The sequence below is a fragment of the Bacillus sp. RC242 genome (genome assembly GCF_044908245.1).
Lineage (GTDB): Bacteria > Bacillota > Bacilli > Bacillales > Bacillaceae_G > Bacillus_A > Bacillus_A mycoides.
Genome location: NZ_JBIYCZ010000001.1, coordinates 58,559 through 82,356, shown reverse-complemented (window position 1 = coordinate 82,356; position 23,798 = coordinate 58,559). Strand labels below are relative to the sequence as shown.

The following is a 23,798-nucleotide window of genomic DNA, read 5'->3' as shown; positions in this document are numbered from 1 at the left end:
ATGGCAGTTTTAGAAATTGTAAAGCATCCAAATGAAGTGTTAGAAACACCATGCGAAAGAGTAATTAACTTTGATAAAAAGTTAGTGAAATTGTTAAAAGATATGCATGAAACAATGTTAATTGCAGACGGAGTTGGTCTAGCTGCGCCACAAGTGGGTGTAAGCTTACAAGTTGCTGTTGTTGATATAGGTGATGATACGGGTAAAATTGAATTAATTAATCCTGTTATTTTAGAAAAACGTGGTGAACAAGTAGGTCCCGAAGGCTGCTTAAGCTTTCCGGGACTTTATGGTGAAGTGGAGCGCGCAGATTACATTAAAGTACGTGCACAAAATCGTCGCGGTAAAATATTTTTATTAGAAGCGGATGACTTCTTAGCGCGTGCAATTCAGCATGAAATCGATCATTTACACGGTGTTTTATTTACATCTAAAGTGAAAAGATATTATGAAGCAGGCGAATTAGAATAGGTTTAAAAGGAGCGGTTTTTGAATGATGAAAGTAGTATTTATGGGGACACCGGACTTTTCTGTGCCGGTGCTTCGTCGTCTTATCGAGGACGGATATGACGTAGTTGGTGTTGTAACGCAACCTGATCGTCCAGTTGGTAGAAAAAAGGTTTTAACACCTACTCCTGTTAAAGTAGAAGCGGAGAAACATGGTATTCCAGTAGTACAGCCGTTAAAAATTCGTGAAAAAGACGAATATGAAAAAGTATTAGCACTAGAGCCAGACTTAATTGTAACAGCAGCATTTGGACAAATCGTACCGAATGAAATTTTAGAAGCGCCAAAGTATGGATGTATTAATGTCCACGCATCATTACTTCCAGAACTTCGCGGTGGTGCACCAATTCATTATGCGATCATGGAAGGTAAAGAGAAAACAGGTATTACAATTATGTATATGGTAGAAAAATTAGATGCTGGCGATATATTAACGCAAGTAGAAGTAGAAATTGAAGAGCGTGAAACAACAGGTTCATTATTTGATAAGTTAAGCGAAGCAGGAGCACACCTTTTATCTAAAACGGTTCCTTTACTAATTCAGGGTAAACTAGAACCAATTAAACAAAGTGAAGCTGAAGTGACGTTTGCATATAATATAAAACGTGAGCAAGAGATAATTGATTGGACAAAAACAGGTGAAGAAGTATACAATCACATTCGCGGATTGAATCCATGGCCAGTTGCTTATACGACTTTGGCAGGACAAGTTATTAAAGTATGGTGGGGAGAGAAGGTCTCTATTACAGAGAAAGCTGAACCAGGTACAATAGTAGCTCTTGAAGAAGATGGATTTGTTGTTGCAACAGGGAACGAGGCAGGCGTTAAAATCACTGAATTGCAACCATCTGGTAAAAAGCGTATGAGTTGTTCACAATTTTTACGTGGAACAAAACCTGAAATTGGTACGAAGTTAGGAGAAAATGCATGAGACAAAATGTTCGTGAGTTAGCTCTGGATGGCTTAATTCAAGTAGAAAAAAGTGGTGCATATAGCAACTTACTTTTAAATAATTTGATTGAAAAAAATACAATTGACAGAAAAGATATTGGTTTATTAACTGAAATGGTATATGGAACAATTCAACGTCGTGACACACTAGATTATTATTTACAACCATTTTTAAGAAAAAAGGTTGAAGCGTGGGTAAGAGTGTTGCTTCGCCTATCTCTATATCAAATGCTATATTTAGACCGAGTTCCAGAAAGAGCGGCTATTCATGAAGCAGTTGAGATTGCAAAGCGTCGTGGGCATAAAGGGATTTCAGGCATGGTGAATGGAGTATTGCGTTCAATTCAGCGAGAAGGTGTACCTTCGTTAGAAGAAATTGAAAATCCAGTAGAACGACTTGCGATTGCAACGAGCCATCCAATGTGGCTTGTACAAGAATGGGCATCCGAATATGGTTTAGAGACAGCAGAGAAAATGTGTGAAGTAAATATGTTGCCACCTGTACCAACAGCACGTGTAAATGTTGATAAAGTAACGGTAGAAGAAGCGGTTGCGTTATTAGCTGATGAGGGTATAGAAGCAAAACGTGGCGAATTGTCAGAGGATGCAATTCAAATTGAAAGAGGAAATGTCGCACATACAGAAGCGTTCAAAAAAGGTTTCCTTTCTATTCAAGATGAAAGCTCAATGCTTGTAGCACGTGCTTTAGAACCGAAAAAAGGAGATACAGTTCTAGATAGTTGTGCTGCTCCTGGCGGAAAAACAACTCATATTGCAGAGCGTTTGGACGGAACTGGTAAGGTAATGTCGCTTGATTTACACGCACATAAAGTACGTTTAATTGAACAACAGGCGAAGAGACTCGGTTTAGAAAATATAGAAACGATGGCTTTAGATGCTAGAAAAGTTCAAGAGCATTTTGCAAATGAATCTTTTGACAAAATATTAGTAGATGCACCATGTTCTGGATTTGGTGTTATTAGACGTAAACCTGATATTAAGTTAGGTAAAGATAAGGGCGATAGTGAAAGGTTATCAACGATTCAACTTGCGATACTAGAAAAAATAGCACCATTGTTAAAACAAGGTGGTCGCCTTGTTTATAGTACGTGCACAATTGAAAAAATAGAAAATGAACAAGTAATAAAGCAATTTTTACAAGAGCATCCTGAATTTGAATGGGATACTACGATAAAAGATCGCATGCCAGAAAAGTTAAATCCGTATATTGATGAAGGTCAAGTACGAATTTTACCGCATTATTTTGCAACAGATGGCTTTTATATTGCTTGTTTAAGAAAGAAGGTGTAGCATCATGGAAACGACTGTAAAAAAACAAAAGAAAAATCTAGAAACAAAGAAACCATCAATTTATTCTTTACAACTTCATGAAATGCAAGATTGGTTAAAGGAACAAGGAGAACCTAAGTTCCGTGCAGGACAAATTTTTGATTGGCTATATAAAAAACGTGTAAAAAATTATGAGGATATGTCAAACCTTGCTAAAGGATTGCGCGATAAATTGTCGAATTCCTTTGATATTACTACTTTAAACACTTTAGTAAAACAAACGTCTTCGGATGGAACGATTAAATTCCTATTCCAGTTATACGATGGATACTCTATTGAAACTGTACTAATGCGACATGAATATGGAAATTCCATTTGTGTAACAACACAGGTGGGTTGCCGCATTGGCTGTACGTTCTGTGCTTCTACACTTGGTGGGTTAAAACGAAACTTAGAGGCTGGAGAAATTGTAGCGCAAGTAGTAGAAGTTCAGCGTGCGCTTGATGAAACAGAAGAACGTGTAAGTTCTCTTGTTGTTATGGGAATTGGAGAACCATTTGATAATTATGATAACTTAATGTCATTCTTACGCATTGTAAATCATGAAAAAGGAATTCATATTGGTGCAAGACATATGACAGTTTCAACAAGTGGAATTGTTCCAAAAATTTATAAGTTCGCTGAAGAAGATATGCAAATTAATTTTGCGATTTCATTGCATGCTGCAAATACAGAGATACGTTCAAAATTAATGCCGATCAACCGTGCTTATAAGCTACCTGATTTAATGGAAGCTGTTAAATACTATGTAAATAGAACAGGGCGTCGTATTACATTTGAATATGGCTTATTTGGAGGAGAAAATGACCAAGTTGAGCACGCGGAAGAACTTGCTGCGCTCTTAAAAGGTGTAAAATGTCATGTAAACTTAATTCCGGTAAACTACGTGCCAGAACGTGATTATGTACGTACGCCACGAGAGCAAATTTTCTTATTTGAAAAGACGCTAAAAGATCGTGGAGTGAATGTAACCATTCGCCGTGAACAAGGTCATGATATTGATGCAGCCTGCGGTCAGTTGCGTGCAAAGGAGCGCAAAGAAGAGACGAGGTGACTAGATGAAAGCCGTGTTTCTATCGGATAAAGGAAAAGTTCGTCAACATAATGAAGATAGTGCAGGAGTTTTTCGCAATTTAGATGGAAATATTTTAGCGGTAGTAGCAGATGGAATGGGAGGTCATCGAGCTGGCGATGTAGCTAGCTCGATGGCTATTCAATTATTCCATGATTATTGGAAGCAAACGCATAATATGAATGAGCCTAAAAAGGTAGAAAAGTGGTTACATACTAACGTTGGAATTATTAATGAGCGCATATATGCTTACTCTCAGCAACATGTAGAATGTAATGGCATGGGAACAACGGTTATCGTGGCGATTTGTACACCTAGTTTTGTAACAATAGGTCATATAGGAGATAGTCGTTGTTATATGGTATCAGAGGGAGAAATATCGCTTGTAACGGAAGACCACTCACTTGTAAATGAACTTGTTAGGCACGGTGAAATTTCAAAAGAAGATGCAGAATATCACCCGAAAAAGAATGTTCTGTTAAGAGCGTTAGGAACAGAAGAAAAAGTCGGACTAGATGTTAAAACATTGGTGCTCGAAGAAGACGATCAATTGCTTCTTTGCTCTGATGGATTGTCTAACAAAGTCCCTATGGCTGATATGCAACAAATTTTACAATTGAATGAACAGCTCGAGGCGAAGGGAGAGCATCTCATTCAATTAGCAAATGATCGTGGTGGAGAAGATAATATTACCCTCGTTATTATTGATTATACGGATTCGACAAACGAAAGTAGGTGAAGTGCAACGTGCTGATTGGAAAACGCTTAAATGACCGTTATAAGCTGCTGAAAATGATTGGCGGTGGAGGAATGGCCAATGTATATTTAGCTCATGATGATATACTTGGTCGAGATGTAGCGGTAAAAATATTAAGACTCGACTATTCAAATAATGAAGAGTTTATTAAACGTTTCCATCGAGAAGCGCAATCTGTTACAACGTTGTCGCATCCAAATATTGTGAATATGTATGATGTTGGGGAAGAGGATGATATATATTATCTTGTAATGGAATATGTACCTGGGCGAACATTGAAGCAATACATAATTGATCGAGGGATGTTACCGATAGGAGAGGCTCTTGATATAATGGAGCAGTTAACGTCCGCTATGGCACACGCCCATCATTTTGAGATTGTACATCGTGATATTAAACCGCACAATATTTTGATTCGAGATGACGGAGTGGTCAAAGTAACAGACTTTGGAATTGCGACAGCTACAAGTGCAGCAACGATTACACATACAAATTCGGTGCTCGGTTCGGTGCATTATTTATCACCAGAACAAGCGCGCGGTGGTATAGCGAATAAACAATCAGATATTTATTCACTTGGGATTGTTATGTTTGAATTGTTAACAGGAAGACAACCGTTTTCTGGTGAATCTGCTGTTGCAATTGCGTTAAAACATTTACAAAATGAAATGCCATCTCCAAAAAGATGGAATGAAAATATTCCACAAAGTGTTGAAAATATTATATTAAAGGCAACTGCGAAAGATCCGTTCCATCGATATCAATCTGCTAACGCGATGAAACGAGATATTGAAACAGCACTATACCCAGAACGAATAAATGAACAACCATTTTACATACCAGAAGATATGGAAGCAACGAAAGCGATTCCAATTATTCAACAAGAACAACTATTTCAAAATGTAAGTGATGAAACGATTGTATTAAAAGGAAGTAAAGTGGATGAACAAGTAAGAAAAGAAGAGACCAAATCAGGTAAGAAGAAAAAGCGAAATAATAAATGGCTGAAAGTTTTAATTACAACATTTTTACTTTTAGCGATAGGGATAACCTTAGCACTTACTGTTATTCCAGGCTTCTTTATTCCGAAAGATGTGAAGGTTCCTGATGTGGCTGGTATGAAATATACGACAGCTGTAAATACATTAGTTGAAAAAGGTTTTGAAGTTACTGAACCTAATCTTGTATATACAGATGATGTTGAAGCCGGAAAAGTGATAAAAACAGATCCTATAGCAGGAAGAGTAGTGAAAGAAAACTCTAAAATTACTATCTATCAATCAGGTGGGAAAAAGAAAAATAAGATGCGTGATTTGACAGGAAAAGATTTCGAGAGTATAAGAGCTGAGTTAGAAGAAAAATATAAACAAGTTACAATAAATTATATTGAAAATGATAAGCCGAAAGGTGAAATTGTAGAGCAAATACCAACGCCTGATCAAATGGTTATAGAGGCAGAACAAGAACTGAAAATTTGGGTAAGTAAAGGACCTTATCAAATAAGACCAGGTGATTTTTCAGGATGGACTGAAAATAGTGTAAAAGGTTATTTAAATGAAAGAAAGCTTGTTTCTGATATAAAAAGAGAGTATTCAGATACGGTTGATAAAGGTCTTGTTATTTCACAGTTACCAAAGCCTGGGACACCTTTAAAAGAAGGAGATAAAGTATCGATTGTTATCTCCGATGGTCCGAAGCCTAAAGTGACGAAAACGATAAAAGTGGATAACATTTCTATCCCATATGAAGCTTCTGCAACAGGTGAAAAAAAGCCGCAAACAATAGAAATTTATAAAGAAGATATGCAGCAAAAAATGGATAAACCAGTTGAAACGAGAACAATTACTGAGTCAGCGATTATTTCTTTAGAATTTGTAATTCAAGAAGGTGCAAAGGGACACTATAAAATTGTCCGAGATGGAGTAACGATTATGGACAAGGAAGTACCATATCCAGCTCAATAATAGTGAATTCCATCGTCCTTATATAGAAGATGGAATTTATTACTCTTGCCTGTTATGCTGTCTACATCGTGGACTGTATAACAGGCAAAAATATATGATTCAAAAAGCTGTAAAAGTGATACTGTTGTAAATAATATTTCAAATTTGATGGTAGATTAAATATATGAATCTGGATATATATTTGGTGGGCTTTGAAATAATTGTTTAAAGAACGCTAGTCTATTCATATTTAATTGCAGTTTCATTTTATACAAAATAAAGGAGAATTATATGCCAGAAGGAAAAATTGTAAAAGCTCTAAGTGGGTTTTATTATGTGCAGAATGAGGAGGGGATTACACAATGTCGTGGGCGTGGTGTATTTAGAAAGAATAAAATTACGCCACTTGTAGGAGACCAAGTTGTTTTTCAAGCGGATAATCCGAGTGAGGGTTATGTGTTAGAAGTATTTGATCGGAAAAATGAACTTGTTAGACCTCCTATTGCTAATGTTGATCAAGCTATTCTTGTTTTCTCAGCGGTAGAACCAGATTTTAATCCAGGACTGTTAGATCGATTTTTAGTATTAATTGAATATCATAACATCAAACCAATTATTTGTATTAGTAAGATGGATTTAGTAGATGAAAAAATGAGAGAAACTGTTGAATCTTATGCAAATGATTATCGTGAAATGGGTTATGATGTGTTGTTTACTTCTATAAATACATCGAAAAGTATTGATATTCTGAAACCATTCTTAGAAGGTTGTATTTCCGTCGTTGCAGGCCAATCTGGTGTTGGGAAATCTTCAATGCTAAATGTATTACGTCCAGATTTAGAATTGAAAACTAATGATATTTCTTCACATTTAGGACGTGGAAAGCATACGACAAGACACGTAGAATTAATTACAGTTGGAAGCGGACTTGTTGCGGATACACCTGGTTTTAGTTCGCTTGATTTCATAGATATAGAGGTAGAAGATCTTACATATTGTTTTCCAGAGTTGAAAGAAGCGAGCCAATACTGTAAATTTAGAGGGTGTACACACCTTGCTGAACCGAAATGTGCGGTGAAAGCTGCGGTTGAAGAAGGAAAGATTACCGAATATCGTTATAAGAATTACAAACAATTCGTAGAAGAAATTAGAGAGAGAAAGCCGAGGTATTAGTCATGATTAAAATTGCACCATCGATTTTATCAGCAGATTTTTCAAGATTAGGGGAAGAGATTAAAGATGTAGAAAAAGGCGGAGCTGACTACATTCACGTCGATGTAATGGATGGGCATTTCGTACCAAATATTACGATTGGACCATTAATTGTAGAAGCAATCCGTCCGATTACATCATTACCGTTAGATGTACATTTAATGATTGAAAATCCTGATAACTATATCCCAACTTTCGCAAAAGCGGGAGCGGATATTATTACTGTTCACGTAGAAGCGTGTCCTCATTTACATCGTACAATTCAGTTAATTAAATCTCATGACATTAAAGCAGGGGTTGTATTAAATCCGCATACTCCAGTTTCAACGATTGAGCATGTATTAGAAGATATAGACATGGTATTACTTATGACAGTAAACCCTGGATTTGGCGGACAGAAGTTTATTCATTCTGTATTACCGAAAATCAAACAAGTTGCAGAAATGGTTAAAGAGCGAAATCTAGAAGTGGAAATTGAGGTTGATGGTGGTGTCAACGCTGAAACGGCAAGACTTTGTATTGAAGCAGGAGCGAATGTTCTTGTAGCGGGATCAGCAGTATACAATCAAAAAGACCGCGGTGAAGCAATTCGTGTAATTCGCGGATAAAGAACGAACCTTTATCCTAGTGAAGCTTCTAGTTCATTAAGACTTCACTATTTATACATGTTAGAGTGACAAATAAGGAGAAAGGCAATCTACCGAATGGCAGATTGCCTTTTTACAATAGAAGGGGAAGGAAAAATGATTATTCATATTTTAGCGGGAGGACCTGCAGAATACTGCGCAGATTTTTCTCGGTATGAAAATGAAGAAGTAGTTTGGGCGGCCGTTGATAGAGGAGTGTACCGTTTGTTGAAAAGAGGGATCACTCCGGCTGTTGCGTTTGGAGATTATGATTCAGTTACTGATGAGGAATTAGCATGGATGAGGCAGCAAACAAATGAATTACATATTGTCCCGCGAGAAAAAGATCAAACAGATTTAGAAATTGCAATTAGCTGGGCTTTAGAACAGAAACCAAAGTTAATTCGTATTTTTGGTGCTACTGGTGGAAGACTTGATCATGGTTTAGCAAATATTCAGATGCTTTTAAAGGGATTAGAAGTAAACATAGAAATGTGTATTGTGGACAATAAAAATGAAATAATGGTGAAAAAGTTTGGTATGTATATAATTGAAGGAAACGAACATTTTCCATACGTATCATTTGTACCAGTTACTGAAAGGGTAGAAGGTATTACACTTCACGGTTTTAAGTACCCTCTTACTAATAAAACAATAGAGTGGGGATCGACACTTTGTATTAGTAATGAACTCATTGAGGAAAAAGGTAATTTTTCATTTACTTCTGGCATATTAATGATGATAAGAAGCACTGATTGAAGAAACAATTTTGCTCCTTGCATCATATAGTGAACAAGTGGAGTAATGGGGATTAGGAGGGAAACCATGAGATTTTATACAATTAAGTTACCTAAATTTCTTGGTGGAATTGTTCGTGCGATGTTAAATACCTTCAAAAAAGACTAAAAAAAGCACCTATTACCGGTGCTTTTTCCAATGGTATAATAAAAAAAGAGCCTAGCGGCTCTTTTTTTTATTATTAAACACGTTCGATTTTGCCAGATTTTAATGCTCTAGCAGAAACGTAAACACGTTGAACTTTTCCGTCGATGCGTACGCGAACTTTTTGAAGGTTAGCGCCCCATTTACGTTTTGTAGCGTTCATTGCGTGAGAACGAGAGTTACCAGAACGAGCTTTTCTTCCAGTGATAGCACAAACACGAGCCATTTATATTTCCCTCCCTTAACTACCGTAACATACGTAATTTTTCAATGTTAGCCTTTTATGCGATGCTAAAAACACTACTATAATTTAACACAACTAAAAAGAGAATGCAACACCGTAGGAAAAAGAAATCAAGAAAAAATACTTGACACTATATGTCAATGAAGAAAAGGTGAAATCAAGAAAAATTGCTTGACATATTATAGTGGTACATGTTGTATAATAACAATGGACTATTTTGCTCATCATAAAAAAATGTAATTTAAAACATAAAATATGAGAGTGAAAAAGAAAGAACGATGGAATTTTCTTTAAAAAGATTATATGATAGTAACTAAAGTAGTCTAGCTCACTTTCACCATTTATGAAGGGGGAAACGAGATGTCAATTGAAATTAAAACGAAGTACGGTCAAATTGATATTAGTACAGATGTAATTGCAACAATTGCTGGAGGTGCCGCAGTAGATTGCTACGGTATCGTAGGTATGGCATCAAAAAATCAGTTAAAAGATGGATTAACAGAAATTTTACGAAAAGAAAACTTCACTAGAGGCGTTATTGTTCGTAAAAATGAAGATGAAGTACATATTGATATGTATATTATTGTGAGCTATGGTACGAAAATTTCAGAAGTAGCACATAACGTGCAGACTAAAGTGAAATATACATTAGATCAAACTGTAGGACTAGCAGTAGATTCTGTAAACATCTACGTACAAGGAGTTAAAGTAATAAACTTGTAATGTGCATTAAGGAGGAAAATCTGTGTCAATTCAAAAAATTGATGGAAAACGTTTATCACAAATGATCATTCAAGGAGCCAATAATTTAACAAATAATGTTCAGCTTGTTGATGCATTAAACGTATTCCCAGTTCCAGATGGCGATACCGGTACAAACATGAACTTATCAATGACTTCAGGCGCGCGTGAAGTGAAAGCAAATCCTTCACAGCATGCTGGTAAAGTTGGTGTAAGTTTAGCCAAAGGATTATTAATGGGAGCTCGTGGTAACTCTGGGGTTATTTTATCTCAGTTATTCCGTGGTTTCTCTAAATCCATTGAACAAAAAGAAGAATTAACGACAGTTGATTTTGCTGCAGCTTTAGAAGCTGGAGTAGAGGCAGCTTACAAAGCGGTTATGAAACCAATTGAAGGAACGATTTTAACGGTTGCAAGAGAAACGGGTAAATATGCAGTGACAGTTGCGAAAAAACAGCGCGACTTTGTTTTGTTTATGGAAGACGTTGTAAAAGAAGCGAACGCATCGTTAAATCGTACGCCAGATTTATTACCTGTATTAAAACAAGTTGGCGTTGTAGATAGCGGTGGTAAAGGTCTTGTTGTTGTATATGAAGGGTTTTTAGCTGACTTAAAAGGAGAAACGATTTCTTCTAATATGCCTGCCCAATCATCTATGAATGACATGGTACGTGCAGAACATCACCGTAGTGTACAAAGCCAATTGAGTACAGAAGATATTAAGTATGGATATTGTACGGAATTCATGGTGAAATTAGAGCCTGAAAAAATGAAGGAACATAATTTCTCTGAACAAAAATTCCGTGAAGATATTAGTGTGTACGGAGATTCACTACTTGTTGTATCGGATGATGAGGTTGTAAAGGTTCATATTCATGCGGAACATCCTGGAGATCCTATGAACTATGGACAACGTTACGGTAGTCTAATTAAGATCAAAGTAGAAAATATGCGTGAACAGCATACTGCTTTATTAGATGAACCTACCATGGTACCTGAACAAACGAATCAGCCAATAGAGAAACAACCGTATGGTATTGTAACTGTAGCTATGGGATCGGGTATTAAAACTCTATTTGAGAGCATTGGTGCAACGAAAGTTATCGAAGGTGGCCAAACGATGAATCCGAGTACGGAGGATATTGTGAAGGCGATTGAAGAGGCGAATGCTGAAAAAATCATCATCTTACCAAATAACGGGAATATCGTGATGGCAGCAGAACAAGCAGCGTCAGTTGTAGAACAAGAAGTTATTGTTATTCGTTCAAAAACAGTTCCTCAAGGTATGGCTGCAATGTTAGCATTTAATCCAGTTGGAACGCTAGAAGAGAATGAAGAAAACATGAAAGAAGCTTTAGCTCATGTGAAAACAGGTCAGATTACGTATGCTGTTCGTGATACGGAAATTGACGGTGTAGCGATTCAAAAAGATGATTTCATGTGTATTGCAGATGGAAAAATTGTATCTACAAATGCTGAGAAAGTAGGAGCTGCAAAGCAATTACTAGAAGCGCTAATTGATGAGGATTCTGAAATCGTAACGATTCTACAAGGTGAAGATGCAACAGATGAAGAAGTGGCTAAATTAGTTGCGTTTGTAGAAGAGAACTTTGAAGATGCAGAAGTAGAAGTACATGCAGGGAACCAACCGGTGTATTCTTTCATCTTCTCTGTAGAATAAGAAAAGATTCGATTTGAAAATAAATGGGTTACTTACTTGCTAATGGATAAGAAATAGTGATATGAAGTTTATTACTAGTTTTTATTCAAAAGGCTAGCATATTGATGATAGAAAAGAGCCTTGCTGCTAATAGTGAGGCTCTTTTCTTACGTATTGTACAACTTTGTTTTATCCCGCTATTTGTGGGTGGTAAAACTTCCACCTCCTATATTCGGCTGGAGCAAAGAAGTTAAGTGGGAGAATAACTGCCCGTAACCCCCCAATGATTATAGTTTCACTTTATATAGAGGGATTAGAGTAGTTTCTCTTAGAATGCCTATGATAGAATATATAAGGTGAAAGAGAGCGATTACAGATGTCAATGATATTAATGGATAATCAATAGAATGAATCAAAGAAAATAATGTGACGGAGCGTGAGAATCTTGAATGAAGTTGTACAAGTTCCTGTTACGGATGTAAAGGGAATCGGAGGAGAAACATCTGAGTTGTTACACGAGATGGGAATTTATACAGTTTCTCATCTATTAGAACATTTTCCGTACCGCTATGAAGACTATGCGATGAAAGATCTTGCTGAAGTAAAGCATGACGAGCGTGTAACGGTTGAGGGGAAAGTTCATAGTGCTCCTTTACTGCAATATTATGGGAAGAAGAAGTCACGTCTTACAGTTCGTGTTCTCGTCGGTCGTTATTTAATTACAGCTGTATGTTTTAATAGACCATACTATAAACAAAAGTTAAATTTAGATGAAACGGTAACGATTACTGGTAAATGGGATCAGCATCGCCAAACAATTGCTGTATCAGAACTGAATTTCGGACCGGTTGTACGACAACAAGAAGTAGAACCTGTATATTCAGTGAAAGGAAAACTGACAGTAAAACAGATGCGCCGGTTTGTTGCACAAGCATTTAAGGAGTATGGAGATTCTATAGTCGAAGTGTTACCAGATGGTTTGTTAAATCGATATAAATTATTATCACGCTATGAAGCGCTCAGAGGGTTACATTTTCCAGTGGGACAGGAAGACTTAAAGCAAGCGCGTCGCCGTTTTGTATATGAGGAGTTTTTCTTGTTTCAGTTGAAAATGCAAACATTACGGAAAATGGAAAGGGAAAACTCGAAAGGGACGAAAAAGGAAATTTCATTAGTAGAATTGCAAGATTTTACTGATGCGCTTCCGTTTCCATTAACTGGCGCACAACGCCGGGTTGTAGATGAAATAATGAAAGATATGATATCTCCGTACCGAATGAATCGATTATTGCAAGGGGATGTAGGTTCTGGGAAAACAGTTGTGGCTGCGATTGCTCTTTATGCGGCGAAATTGGCTCATTATCAAGGTGCTTTGATGGTTCCTACAGAAATTTTAGCCGAGCAACATTATCAGTCGCTCGCGGAGACGTTTTCACATTTCGGTATGAAGGTTGAATTGCTAACAAGTTCTGTTAAAGGTGCGAGACGTCGAGAAATTTTGTCGAGATTAGAACAGGGAGAAGTAGACATCCTTGTTGGAACGCACGCTTTAATTCAAGACGAAGTTATATTTCATAGGTTAGGTCTCGTTATTACCGATGAACAGCATCGATTTGGTGTGGGGCAGCGCCGGGTTTTACGTGAGAAAGGTGAAAGTCCAGATGTATTGTTTATGACGGCGACCCCAATCCCGCGTACGTTAGCTATCACTGCATTTGGAGAGATGGACGTTTCTATTATTGACGAAATGCCAGCTGGTAGAAAGGTAATCGAAACGTACTGGGCAAAACATGATATGTTAGATCGTGTCCTCGGCTTTGTGGAGAAAGAGATAAAAAAAGGAAGACAGGCATATGTTATTTGCCCTCTTATTGAAGAGTCTGAGAAGCTTGATGTACAAAATGCTATCGACTTACATAGTATGCTGACTCATCGTTATCAAGGGAAATGCCAAGTTGGATTAATGCATGGGAGACTATCATCTCAAGAAAAAGAAGAGATAATGGGACAGTTTAGTGAAAATAAAGTGCAAATTCTTGTGTCGACAACAGTTGTTGAAGTAGGCGTGAATGTACCAAATGCGACTGTTATGGTTATTTATGACGCGGAACGTTTCGGTTTATCGCAGCTCCATCAGCTGAGGGGGCGTGTTGGGCGTGGTAGTGAACAATCATATTGTTTATTAATTGCGGACCCGAAATCAGAAACGGGAAAAGAAAGAATGCGCATTATGACTGAAACAAATGATGGATTTGTATTGTCAGAAAAAGATTTAGAGTTACGAGGTCCTGGGGATTTCTTTGGAAGTAAGCAAAGTGGTCTACCAGAATTTAAGGTTGCTGATATGGTACATGATTATCGGGCGTTAGAAACAGCAAGACAAGATGCAGCGATACTAGTTGATTCAGAAGCGTTTTGGCATAATGATCAGTATGCTTCGCTGCGTACTTATCTTGATGGGACAGGTGTGTTCCAGGGAGAGAAGCTCGATTAAAAGTAGTCTGCAAAAGTTTTTGTTGCATTCTACTTTTAATGATTATATACTACTTTTAGTACCTAGTCATAAAAATGGATGGTGCGGTATGAAAAAAAGAAGAAGTAAAAAAGAAAGACAAGAATTATTACAACAAACAATAGAAACGAATCCTTTTATAACGGATGAAGATTTAGCGGAAAAATTTCAAGTGAGCATACAAACTGTTCGTCTTGATCGTATGGAATTATCTATTCCTGAATTAAGAGAACGAATTAAGCATGTGGCTACAAAACAACATGAAGAAGATGTGAAATCTTTACCGTTAGAAGAGGTTGTCGGAGAAATTATTGATATAGAATTAGATAGACATGCGATTTCTATCTTTGAAGTAAAGGTGGAACATGTATTTAAAAGAAATCAAATTGCTCGTGGGCATCATTTGTTTGCACAAGCAAACTCACTAGCTGTTGCGGTTATTGATGAAGAATTAGCTTTAACTGCAAAGTCCACCATTCGATATATTCGTCCTGTAAAATTAGGAGAGCGTGTTGTTGCAAAAGTACGTGTTGAAGATGTAGAGAATGATAAAGGACGGACGGTTGTCAAAGTGCGTAGCTTTGTTGGAGAAGAACTTGTCTTTACAGGCACTTTTGAAATGTATCGATCTAGTAATTATAGTGAGGAAGGTAACAACTTATGAAAATCGCAATAGATGCAATGGGCGGCGATCATGCACCAAAGGCTGTAGTATTAGGAGCAATGAAAGCTATTAAGGAATACTCAGATTTACATATTACGTTAGTAGGGAAAGAAGAGGGGATTCGTCAATATTTAACGAGTGAAGAGCGAATTACTATACTTCATACGGACGAAAAAATCGAATCGACAGACGAACCAGTAAGAGCGGTTCGTCGAAAAAAACAAGCTTCAATGGTACTAGCGGCGCAGCAAGTAAAAGACGGCGTAGCGGATGCTTGTATATCAGCAGGTAGTACAGGAGCTTTGATGGCAGCTGGATTGTTTGTTGTTGGCCGTATGGAAGGAATTGAACGACCAGCTTTATCGCCTACAATGCCAACTGTTGATGGAGAAGGTTTTGTTATGTTAGATGTTGGAGCCAACGTTGATGCAAAACCAATTCATTTATATCAATATGCAGTAATGGGCTCTGTTTACGCAGAGAAGGTAAGAGGAATTAAAAATCCACGCGTTGGACTTTTAAACGTTGGAACAGAGGATGGTAAAGGAAACGAGCTTTCAAAACAAGTCTTTGCTATGCTCAAGGATGCACCAATTAATTTCGTTGGAAACGTTGAATCAAGAGATTTATTGCAAGGTGTAGCAGACGTTGTTGTATGTGATGGTTTTACGGGTAATGTAGCGCTAAAATCATTAGAAGGAACAGCACTTGCGTTATTTTCTATGTTAAAAGAACAATTAATGAGTTCGTTTACGAGCAAATTAGCAGCAGCGGTATTAAAACCAAAACTTATGGTATTGAAAGATAAAATGGATTATTCGGAGTATGGAGGAGCGGCGTTGTTTGGATTGAAAGCTCCTGTCATTAAGGCTCACGGTTCTTCTAATGACCAATCGATATTTAGTGCGATCCGTCAAACGAGAGAAATGGTAGCGAAAGAAGTAATTCCTACAATTTCAAGTGTAATGGAGAAGGAGCCGCTTCAATAAGAGGAGGATTTGAAATGGGAAAAATAGCATTTCTTTTTCCGGGCCAAGGTTCACAGGCAGTTGGAATGGGTAGACAGTTAGCGGAGAATAATAAAGAGGTTGCGAAAGTGTTTGCAAAAGCGGATGAGGTTTTGCATGATTCTCTTTCAGAAGTGATTTTTGAAGGACCGCAAGAAAATTTAACATTAACGACAAATGCGCAGCCGGCACTATTAACAACGAGCTTTGCAATTTTAACAGCTTTGAAGGAGTATGATATTACACCTGATTTTGTCGCAGGACATAGTTTAGGTGAATATAGCGCTCTTGTAGCTGCTGGTGCATTAACATTCGAAGACGCTGTATATGCTGTAAGGAAACGCGGGGAATATATGGAAGAAGCTGTTCCAGGCGGGGAAGGTGCAATGGCAGCTATTTTAGGTGCGGATCCGGATATGCTGAAACGAGTTACAGAAGAAGTAACAAGTGAAGGATACGCAGTACAAATTGCTAATATGAATAGTACGAAGCAAATTGTTATTTCTGGAACAAAGCAAGGAGTAGAACTTGCTTCTCAAAGAGCGAAAGAAAATGGTGCTAAAAGAGCAATTCCGCTCAAAGTAAGTGGACCGTTTCATTCCTCGCTTATGAAACCAGCTGCTGAGAAATTCCAAAGTGTTTTAAATGAAATTACAATTCAAGACACGAATATTCCTGTTATTGCAAATGTTACGGCAGATGTTATTACGCGTGGTACAGATATTCAAGAAAAGCTAATTGAACAGCTCTATTCGCCTGTATTATGGTACCCATCTATTGAGTATATGGTGAATCAAGGGGTAGATACATTTATTGAAATCGGACCTGGAAAAGTACTTGCTGGTCTTATGAAGTCGATTGATTCTTCAGTGAAAGCATATGCGGTATATGATGAAGAGACATTAAAAGATACCATTTCAAATTTGAGAGGAGAAAGCTGATGTTAAAAGGGAAAGTAGCATTAGTAACTGGTGCTTCACGTGGGATTGGTCGTGCGATTGCTATTGATTTAGCGAAACAAGGGGCAAATGTTGTAGTAAATTATGCTGGTAATGAGCAAAAGGCGAATGAAGTAGTTGATGAAATAAAGAAATTAGGTTCAGATGCCATTGCAGTAAGAGCAGATGTTGCAAATGCTGATGATGTTACTGCAATGGTGAAACAAACTGTAGATACGTTTGGACAAGTTGATATTCTTGTAAATAACGCTGGTGTAACAAAAGATAATTTATTAATGCGTATGAAAGAAGAAGAATGGGATACAGTTATTAATACAAACTTAAAAGGTGTTTTCTTATGTACGAAAGCAGTATCGCGCTATATGATGCGTCAACGTCATGGACGTATTATTAATATCGCTTCTGTTGTTGGTGTAACAGGAAACCCAGGACAAGCAAATTATGTTGCTGCTAAAGCTGGTGTAATTGGATTAACAAAAACATCAGCAAAAGAATTAGCGAGCCGAAATATTACTGTAAATGCAATTGCTCCAGGGTTTATTGCGACTGATATGACGGATGTATTAGATGAAAATATAAAGGCCGAAATGTTAAAATTAATTCCTGCAGCTCAGTTTGGAGAAGCACAAGATATCGCAAATACTGTAACGTTTTTTGCTTCTGATCAAAGTAAATATGTTACAGGTCAAACGTTAAATGTTGATGGCGGTATGGTAATGTAATAAAAGAATCGATTTCACCTAGTTTTTTTGGACAATATTTTATATAATATTTGAGGGGAGGTGAATAGAATGGCAGATGTTTTAGAGCGTGTAACCAAAATTGTCGTTGATCGTTTAGGAGTAGAAGAAACTGAAGTAGTACCAGCTGCAAGCTTCAAAGAAGATTTAGGCGCAGACTCCCTAGATGTAGTAGAACTTGTAATGCAATTAGAAGATGAATTTGAAATGGAAATTTCTGATGAAGATGCTGAAAAGATTGCTACTGTTGGCGATGCTGTGACTTACATAGAGAGTCATCTATAATGCTTAAGTGAAGTCCCGTTTTTTAACGGGGCTTCTCGGCTTATATCTGGAGGGACCTATGCCGTACCGAAAACATAAAGAAAAAAAATACGAAGCAAAATATCGTGAAGCTTTTAAAGTATTTCAAGAAAAGATAGGTATTACGTTTACAGATGAAAAATTATTGATTCAAGCATTTACGCATTCATCGTATGTGAATGAGCATCGAAAAAAACCGCATGAGGACAATGAGCGTCTGGAGTTTCTTGGCGATGCTGTATTGGAACTCACTGTATCACAGTATCTGTTTCAAAAATATCCGACAATGAGCGAAGGAGAGTTAACAAAACTACGTGCAGCTATTGTATGTGAGCCATCTCTTGTTCGTTTTGCAAACGAAATGTCATTTGGTAGCCTTGTTTTATTAGGGAAAGGTGAGGAAATGACGGGTGGACGTGAACGACCAGCTTTATTAGCGGATGTCTTTGAAGCGTTTATTGGTGCCCTTTATCTTGATCAAGGGCTAGAAACAGTTTGGGGATACTTAAAAGAAGTTGTATATCCAAAAATTAATGAAGGTGCTTTTTCTCATGTGATGGATTATAAGAGTCAATTGCAAGAATTGATTCAGCGTGATGGTAGTGGCAATATTGAGTATCAAATTTTGCAAGAAAAAGGACCGGCCCACAACCGAGAATTTGTGTCCCGTGTAACTTTAAATAATGAGGCATTAGGTCTTGGTAGTGGTAAGTCAAAAAAAGAGGCAGAGCAACAAGCTGCTGCAGAAGCATTGAAAAAATTAAAAGAACAATCATGAGGAATCCCCCTTTGAATGAGGGGGATTCCTTATGCATAGAATGAAACTTTCCTTTTATTTATAAATAAAAGGAGTGGGAAATCCGTATAGTAGGTTGTTTTCGTACAGACAACGTTTACAACAACGGAGAATAGGAGGAAGGCCTTTCGTGTTTTTAAAAAGATTAGAAATAGCAGGATTTAAGTCTTTTGCTGAGCGTGTATCTGTCGATTTTGTTCCAGGTGTAACTTCTGTAGTAGGACCTAACGGGAGCGGGAAAAGTAATATTACTGATGCAATTCGCTGGGTACTTGGTGAACAATCTGCAAAGTCATTACGCGGTGCAAAGATGGAGGATATTATTTTTGCCGGCAGTGATACGAGAAGAGCGGTTAATGTTGCTGAAGTTACATTAACTTTAAATAATGAAGACCAACGCTTACCGATTGAGTATAACGAGGTGTGTGTAACGCGTCGTGTATCTCGTTCGGGTGATAGTGATTTTTATATTAATAAACAGTCTTGTAGATTAAAAGATATTATTGATTTATTTATGGACTCTGGTATGGGAAGGGAAGCTTTTTCGATTATTAGCCAGGGGAAAGTCGAAGAGATTTTGAGTAGTAAATCAGAAGAACGTCGAGGTGTATTTGAAGAAGCTGCGGGTGTGCTGAAATACAAACTTCGTAAAAAGAAAGCTGAAGGGAAATTGGCGGAAACACAAGAAAACTTAAATCGTGTACAAGATATTATTCACGAATTAAGTAGTCAAGTAGAACCACTAGAAAGACAAGCTTCTATTGCGAAAGATTATCTTGAGAAAAAAGAAGAATTAGAGAAAGTAGAAGCTGCGCTTATTGTACATGAAATTGAAGAATTACATGAAAAGTGGGAAGCGCTTCGAAATCAATTTGGGCATAATAAAGATGAAGAAGCTAAAATGTCGGCGAACTTACAAAAAAGTGAAGAAGAGCTTGAGGAATTACGCGGGCAATTACAAGCCGTTGATGAATCTGTAAATTCCTTACAAGAAGTTCTACTTCTGTCTAGTAAAGAACTAGAAAAACTAGAAGGGCAACGCGAGCTGTTAAAGGAAAGAAAGCAAAATGCAACGACACATTGTGCGCAGCTTGAAAAGCTAATTGTTGAGTTAACAGAGAAAACTACAAGTTATGATGGCGAAATTGAAACAAGTACAGAAGCTTTAATGCAATTTGTGAATCAAGTAAAAGAATTGGAGAAGAAATTGCATGATAACGAGCAATTACTTGCGACTTTTGCTGAGAATTTAGAGGAACAAATTGAGAATTTAAAAGGTGACTATATTGAACTTTTAAATCAACAAGCAAGTCTTCGTAATGAATTATCTATGATTGAAGAACAATCAAAACAGCAAAACTCTAAAAACGAACGACTTGATGAAGAAAATGAAAAGTATGTACAGATGCGTGTGGAAATTACAGCGAAAAAGGCGAAACTTGTAGACAGTTATGAGCAAGCGAGGGAGAAAATAGCTGACATTATTTCTAACATACAGAAGACAGAAACGGCACTTGGGAAATGTAAGTCACAGTATAGTGAAAATGAAACGAAACTGTATCAAGCGTATCAATTTGTGCAACAGGCGCGCTCTCGGAAAGAAATGTTAGAAGAGATGCAAGAGGACTACTCTGGCTTCTATCAAGGGGTACGTGAAGTATTAAAGGCTAGAGAAAATAGACTACAAGGTATTGAGGGAGCTGTTGCAGAACTTCTGACTGTGCCGAAAGAATATGAAATCGCAATGGAAATCGCCCTTGGGGCAGCGATGCAACATATCGTAGTACAAACAGAAGAGCATGCTCGTAATGCAATTGCATTTTTAAAGCAAAATAAACATGGCCGTGCAACGTTTTTACCTCAAGCTGTTATTAAAAGCCGATCGCTATCATTTGATCAATTACGCATTGTGAATCAGCATCCATCGTTTGTCGGTGTAGCGGCAGAACTTGTGCAGTACAATAATAAATATGAGAATGTAGTTTCAAGTTTATTAGGTACCGTTGTTGTTGCGAAAGATTTACGCGGAGCAAATGAGTTAGCGAAACAACTGCAATACCGCTATCGTATTGTAACACTCGAAGGTGACGTAGTGAACCCGGGTGGTTCTATGACGGGTGGAGCTGTAAAACAGGCGAAATCCTCTTTATTGGGACGTCAACGTGAACTTGAAGAGTGGACTAAAAAACTAACTGACATGGAAGAAAAAACAACAAAGCTAGAAAACTTTGTTAAAGCAGTAAAGCAAGAGATTCAAGAAAAAGAAGTACAAATACGAGAGCTACGCCAAGGTGTAGAGACCGAACGTGTAGATGAACAGAAGCTAAGAGAAGAAATTAATCGTTTAGAATTAGATGAACATCGTATTAATGATCGTTTATCGATTTACGATTTAGAGATTGAAGGATTTTTACAAGATCAAGTAAAAATGCAAGGGCGCAAAGAAGAGTTAGAAAAGATTTTAGCGACTCTTCAAGCTGAGATTGGGGAATTAGATAGTAAAATCGTCGTTTTAACGAAACAAAAAAGTGAACAATATTCTTCAAAAGAAAAAGTTCAGAAGGAAATGACGGAGCTAAAAGTACAAGCTGCTGAACAACAACAACGATTGTCTAATCAAAAAGAAAAAGTCGAACGATTGACGAAGGAAAAAGAAGAGACTGATGCGACGCTTGTAAAAACGAAAGAAGATTTAGCGTTCTTAAAGCAAGAGATGACATCTAATTCAAGTGGCGAAGAACAAATTACGAATATGATTGAGAAGAAAGCGTATGATCGTAATCAAACTTCGGAGTTAATTCGTTCTCGTCGTGAACAACGCGTATCATTGCAAGAAAGAGTCGAGCATTTAGAGCGCGGTGTGAAAGAAACAATAGGTAAACATAAATATATTCTTGAGATGCTGAAAGATCAAGAAGTGAAAATTAACCGACTTGATGTAGAGCTGGAAAATAGATTGCAACATTTACGTGAAACATATACTATTTCATTTGAAGCAGCAAAACTTAAGTATACAATGATGATGCCTGCAGAAGATGCACGTAAAAAGGTGAAACTAATTAAACTATCCATTGAAGAGTTAGGCGCAGTAAATTTAGGGGCAATTGATGAGTATGAACGTGTAGCAGAGCGCCATACATTCTTATTAGAGCAAAGAGATGACCTAGAAGAAGCGAAATCGACATTGCATCAACTTATTACGGAAATGGATGAAGAGATGAAAAAACGCTTTTCTACTACGTTCGAAGGGATTCGAACAGAGTTTCAATCTGTATTCTCTGAATTATTCGGAGGTGGAAGAGCGGATTTAGTAATGACAAACCCAGAAGATTTACTAAATACGGGTATTGATATTGTAGCGCAACCACCAGGGAAGAAACTACAAAATTTAGGTTTACTTTCAGGGGGAGAGCGTGCTTTAACTGCAATTGCGCTCTTATTTGGTATTTTAAAAGTACGCCCAGTTCCATTCTGTGTTCTAGATGAAGTGGAAGCAGCTCTTGATGAGGCAAACGTTGCTCGTTTTGCGCAGTATTTAAAGAAATTTAGTGATGAAACGCAGTTTATTGTAATTACACACCGAAAAGGTACAATGGAAGAGTCTGATGTATTGTACGGTGTAACAATGCAAGAATCAGGGGTGTCGAAGCTTGTTTCTGTTCGTTTAGATGATGGCGAAGAACTTGTTGCAAGTAGATAGGAAGGATGGGAAGTATGAGCTTTTTAAAAAAATTAAAAGAAAAAATTTCAAAACAAACGGATACGGTAACAGAGAAGTTTAAACAAGGATTAGAAAAAACGAGAAATTCATTTGCTGATAAAGTAAATGACTTAGTGTACCGTTACCGCAAAATAGACGAAGATTTCTTTGAAGAATTAGAAGAAATTTTAATTAGTGCGGATGTCGGAGTTTCGACAGTGATGGAATTAATTGATCAGTTGAAAGAAGAAGTGCAACGTCGTAACATTCAAGATCCGAAAGAAGTACAGGCTGTTATTTCTGAAAAGCTAGTGGGCATTTACAAAGGTGACAGCGATTTTAGTAATGAAGTTAATATACAAGAGGATCGATTAACAGTAGTTTTATTTGTTGGTGTGAATGGTGTGGGGAAAACGACGACGATTGGTAAGCTTGCACATAAATTTAAATCAGAAGGTAAGTCTGTCCTATTGGCGGCAGGAGATACATTCCGTGCTGGGGCGATTGAGCAATTAGAAGTATGGGGCGATCGTGTTGGTGTAGAAGTAATTAAGCAAGGATCAGGATCTGATCCAGCGGCTGTTATGTATGATGCTGTACAAGCGGCAAAGGCCCGTAAAGTGGATGTATTGCTATGTGATACAGCGGGACGCTTACAAAATAAAGTAAACTTAATGAATGAGTTAGAGAAAGTGAAGCGTGTAATTGAGCGTGAAGTACCAGGGGCTCCTCATGAAGTATTACTTGTTATTGATGCAACAACAGGGCAAAATGGTTTAAGCCAAGCGAAAACATTCCGTGAAGCAACGAATGTTACTGGTATTGTTTTAACGAAGTTAGATGGAACTGCTAAAGGTGGTATCGTCTTAGCGATTCGTAACGAAATGGATGTTCCGGTGAAATTTGTTGGGCTAGGAGAGCAAATGGATGATCTGCAACAGTTTGATCCAGAACAATATGTTTATGGTTTGTTTGCGAACGTAGTAGAAACAGAAGAAGTGTAAGTGAAAGAAGTGGTATTTCCGCTTCTTTTTTTATAAAAATATGTGATGTTAAGAAAAAAACTTGACACTCTTTTATACTCCATGTAAACTAAGTCATGTAAAGGGAAA

22 protein-coding genes are annotated in these 23,798 nt (G+C 37.4%); 21 read left to right on the top strand and 1 reads right to left on the bottom strand.

The features are described from left to right. From def to spoVM, 10 genes are all read left to right on the top strand, one after another. On the top strand, positions 1-471 hold the full coding sequence (def, locus tag ABH957_RS00435) for a peptide deformylase (protein WP_002014496.1): 471 nt from the start codon (positions 1-3) through the stop codon (positions 469-471). 22 nt (positions 472-493) lie between these two features. Then, positions 494-1,438, top strand: coding sequence for a methionyl-tRNA formyltransferase (fmt, locus tag ABH957_RS00430; RefSeq protein WP_404491031.1), 945 nt, complete (start codon positions 494-496; stop codon positions 1,436-1,438). After that, complete coding sequence (gene rsmB / locus ABH957_RS00425) at positions 1,435-2,769, top strand: 16S rRNA (cytosine(967)-C(5))-methyltransferase RsmB (RefSeq protein ID WP_404445039.1); 1,335 nt, start codon at positions 1,435-1,437, stop codon at positions 2,767-2,769. Before fmt ends, rsmB begins: the two co-directional genes overlap by 4 nt. Before the next feature lie 4 nt (positions 2,770-2,773). Next, positions 2,774-3,862: a dual-specificity RNA methyltransferase RlmN gene (rlmN, locus tag ABH957_RS00420; RefSeq protein WP_002014500.1), complete on the top strand. Its 1,089-nt coding sequence runs from the start codon at positions 2,774-2,776 to the stop codon at positions 3,860-3,862. A gap of 4 nt (positions 3,863-3,866) precedes the next feature. Further along, positions 3,867-4,619, top strand: coding sequence for a Stp1/IreP family PP2C-type Ser/Thr phosphatase (locus tag ABH957_RS00415; RefSeq protein ID WP_002137950.1), 753 nt, complete (start codon positions 3,867-3,869; stop codon positions 4,617-4,619). An 8-nt stretch (positions 4,620-4,627) separates the two neighbouring features. Then, positions 4,628-6,601 carry a Stk1 family PASTA domain-containing Ser/Thr kinase gene (gene pknB / locus ABH957_RS00410; RefSeq protein WP_404510587.1) on the top strand — a complete coding sequence of 658 codons (1,974 nt, stop codon included), beginning with the start codon at positions 4,628-4,630 and terminating at the stop codon, positions 6,599-6,601. Positions 6,602-6,871: 270 nt separating this feature from the next. After that, positions 6,872-7,753: a ribosome small subunit-dependent GTPase A gene (gene rsgA / locus ABH957_RS00405; RefSeq protein WP_404445049.1), complete on the top strand. Its 882-nt coding sequence runs from the start codon at positions 6,872-6,874 to the stop codon at positions 7,751-7,753. A gap of 2 nt (positions 7,754-7,755) precedes the next feature. After that, positions 7,756-8,400: a ribulose-phosphate 3-epimerase gene (gene rpe / locus ABH957_RS00400; protein WP_002014505.1), complete on the top strand. Its 645-nt coding sequence runs from the start codon at positions 7,756-7,758 to the stop codon at positions 8,398-8,400. A gap of 96 nt (positions 8,401-8,496) precedes the next feature. Beyond that, on the top strand, positions 8,497-9,177 hold the full coding sequence (locus tag ABH957_RS00395) for a thiamine diphosphokinase (RefSeq protein ID WP_002088210.1): 681 nt from the start codon (positions 8,497-8,499) through the stop codon (positions 9,175-9,177). A gap of 66 nt (positions 9,178-9,243) precedes the next feature. Continuing rightward, positions 9,244-9,324, top strand: coding sequence for a stage V sporulation protein SpoVM (gene spoVM, locus ABH957_RS00390; RefSeq protein ID WP_001213599.1), 81 nt, complete (start codon positions 9,244-9,246; stop codon positions 9,322-9,324). 73 nt (positions 9,325-9,397) lie between these two features. On the opposite strand, the gene rpmB is transcribed toward spoVM, so the two are convergent. Continuing rightward, the gene (gene rpmB / locus ABH957_RS00385; protein WP_000124776.1) at positions 9,398-9,586 is read right to left on the bottom strand and encodes a 50S ribosomal protein L28; all 189 of its coding nucleotides are present in this window, start codon (positions 9,584-9,586) and stop codon (positions 9,398-9,400) included. Positions 9,587-9,964: 378 nt separating this feature from the next. On the opposite strand from rpmB, the gene ABH957_RS00380 reads away from it, so the two are divergent. The 11 genes from ABH957_RS00380 (at position 9,965) to ftsY (ending at position 23,690) form a co-directional block, all read left to right on the top strand. Next, complete coding sequence (locus tag ABH957_RS00380; RefSeq protein WP_002014507.1) at positions 9,965-10,327, top strand: Asp23/Gls24 family envelope stress response protein; 363 nt, start codon at positions 9,965-9,967, stop codon at positions 10,325-10,327. A gap of 22 nt (positions 10,328-10,349) precedes the next feature. Further along, a complete protein-coding gene (locus ABH957_RS00375; RefSeq protein ID WP_113936790.1) occupies positions 10,350-12,026 on the top strand; it encodes a DAK2 domain-containing protein in 1,677 nt (558 codons plus the stop codon). Between the two features lie 424 nt (positions 12,027-12,450). Further along, entirely contained in the window at positions 12,451-14,499 is a 2,049-nt protein-coding gene (recG, locus tag ABH957_RS00370) for an ATP-dependent DNA helicase RecG (protein ID WP_404491029.1), read from the top strand. 88 nt (positions 14,500-14,587) lie between these two features. Then, the gene (gene fapR / locus ABH957_RS00365) at positions 14,588-15,181 is read left to right on the top strand and encodes a transcription factor FapR (protein WP_000747354.1); all 594 of its coding nucleotides are present in this window, start codon (positions 14,588-14,590) and stop codon (positions 15,179-15,181) included. Next, positions 15,178-16,170 (top strand): phosphate acyltransferase PlsX, encoded by a 993-nt coding sequence (plsX, locus tag ABH957_RS00360; protein WP_002128828.1) that lies wholly within the window; start codon positions 15,178-15,180, stop codon positions 16,168-16,170. Before fapR ends, plsX begins: the two co-directional genes overlap by 4 nt. A gap of 14 nt (positions 16,171-16,184) precedes the next feature. Further along, on the top strand, positions 16,185-17,129 hold the full coding sequence (gene fabD, locus ABH957_RS00355) for an ACP S-malonyltransferase (RefSeq protein ID WP_404445060.1): 945 nt from the start codon (positions 16,185-16,187) through the stop codon (positions 17,127-17,129). Next, the gene (gene fabG / locus ABH957_RS00350) at positions 17,129-17,869 is read left to right on the top strand and encodes a 3-oxoacyl-[acyl-carrier-protein] reductase (protein WP_002014514.1); all 741 of its coding nucleotides are present in this window, start codon (positions 17,129-17,131) and stop codon (positions 17,867-17,869) included. The genes fabD and fabG overlap by 1 nt, the downstream gene beginning before the upstream one ends. A 69-nt stretch (positions 17,870-17,938) precedes the next feature. After that, positions 17,939-18,172 (top strand): acyl carrier protein, encoded by a 234-nt coding sequence (gene acpP, locus ABH957_RS00345; RefSeq protein ID WP_002014515.1) that lies wholly within the window; start codon positions 17,939-17,941, stop codon positions 18,170-18,172. A gap of 58 nt (positions 18,173-18,230) precedes the next feature. Further along, positions 18,231-18,968: a ribonuclease III gene (gene rncS, locus ABH957_RS00340; protein WP_113936793.1), complete on the top strand. Its 738-nt coding sequence runs from the start codon at positions 18,231-18,233 to the stop codon at positions 18,966-18,968. A gap of 148 nt (positions 18,969-19,116) precedes the next feature. After that, positions 19,117-22,686, top strand: coding sequence for a chromosome segregation protein SMC (gene smc / locus ABH957_RS00335; RefSeq protein WP_404457799.1), 3,570 nt, complete (start codon positions 19,117-19,119; stop codon positions 22,684-22,686). 14 nt (positions 22,687-22,700) lie between these two features. After that, positions 22,701-23,690: a signal recognition particle-docking protein FtsY gene (gene ftsY, locus ABH957_RS00330; protein ID WP_404457802.1), complete on the top strand. Its 990-nt coding sequence runs from the start codon at positions 22,701-22,703 to the stop codon at positions 23,688-23,690. Positions 23,691-23,798 lie beyond the last annotated feature (108 nt).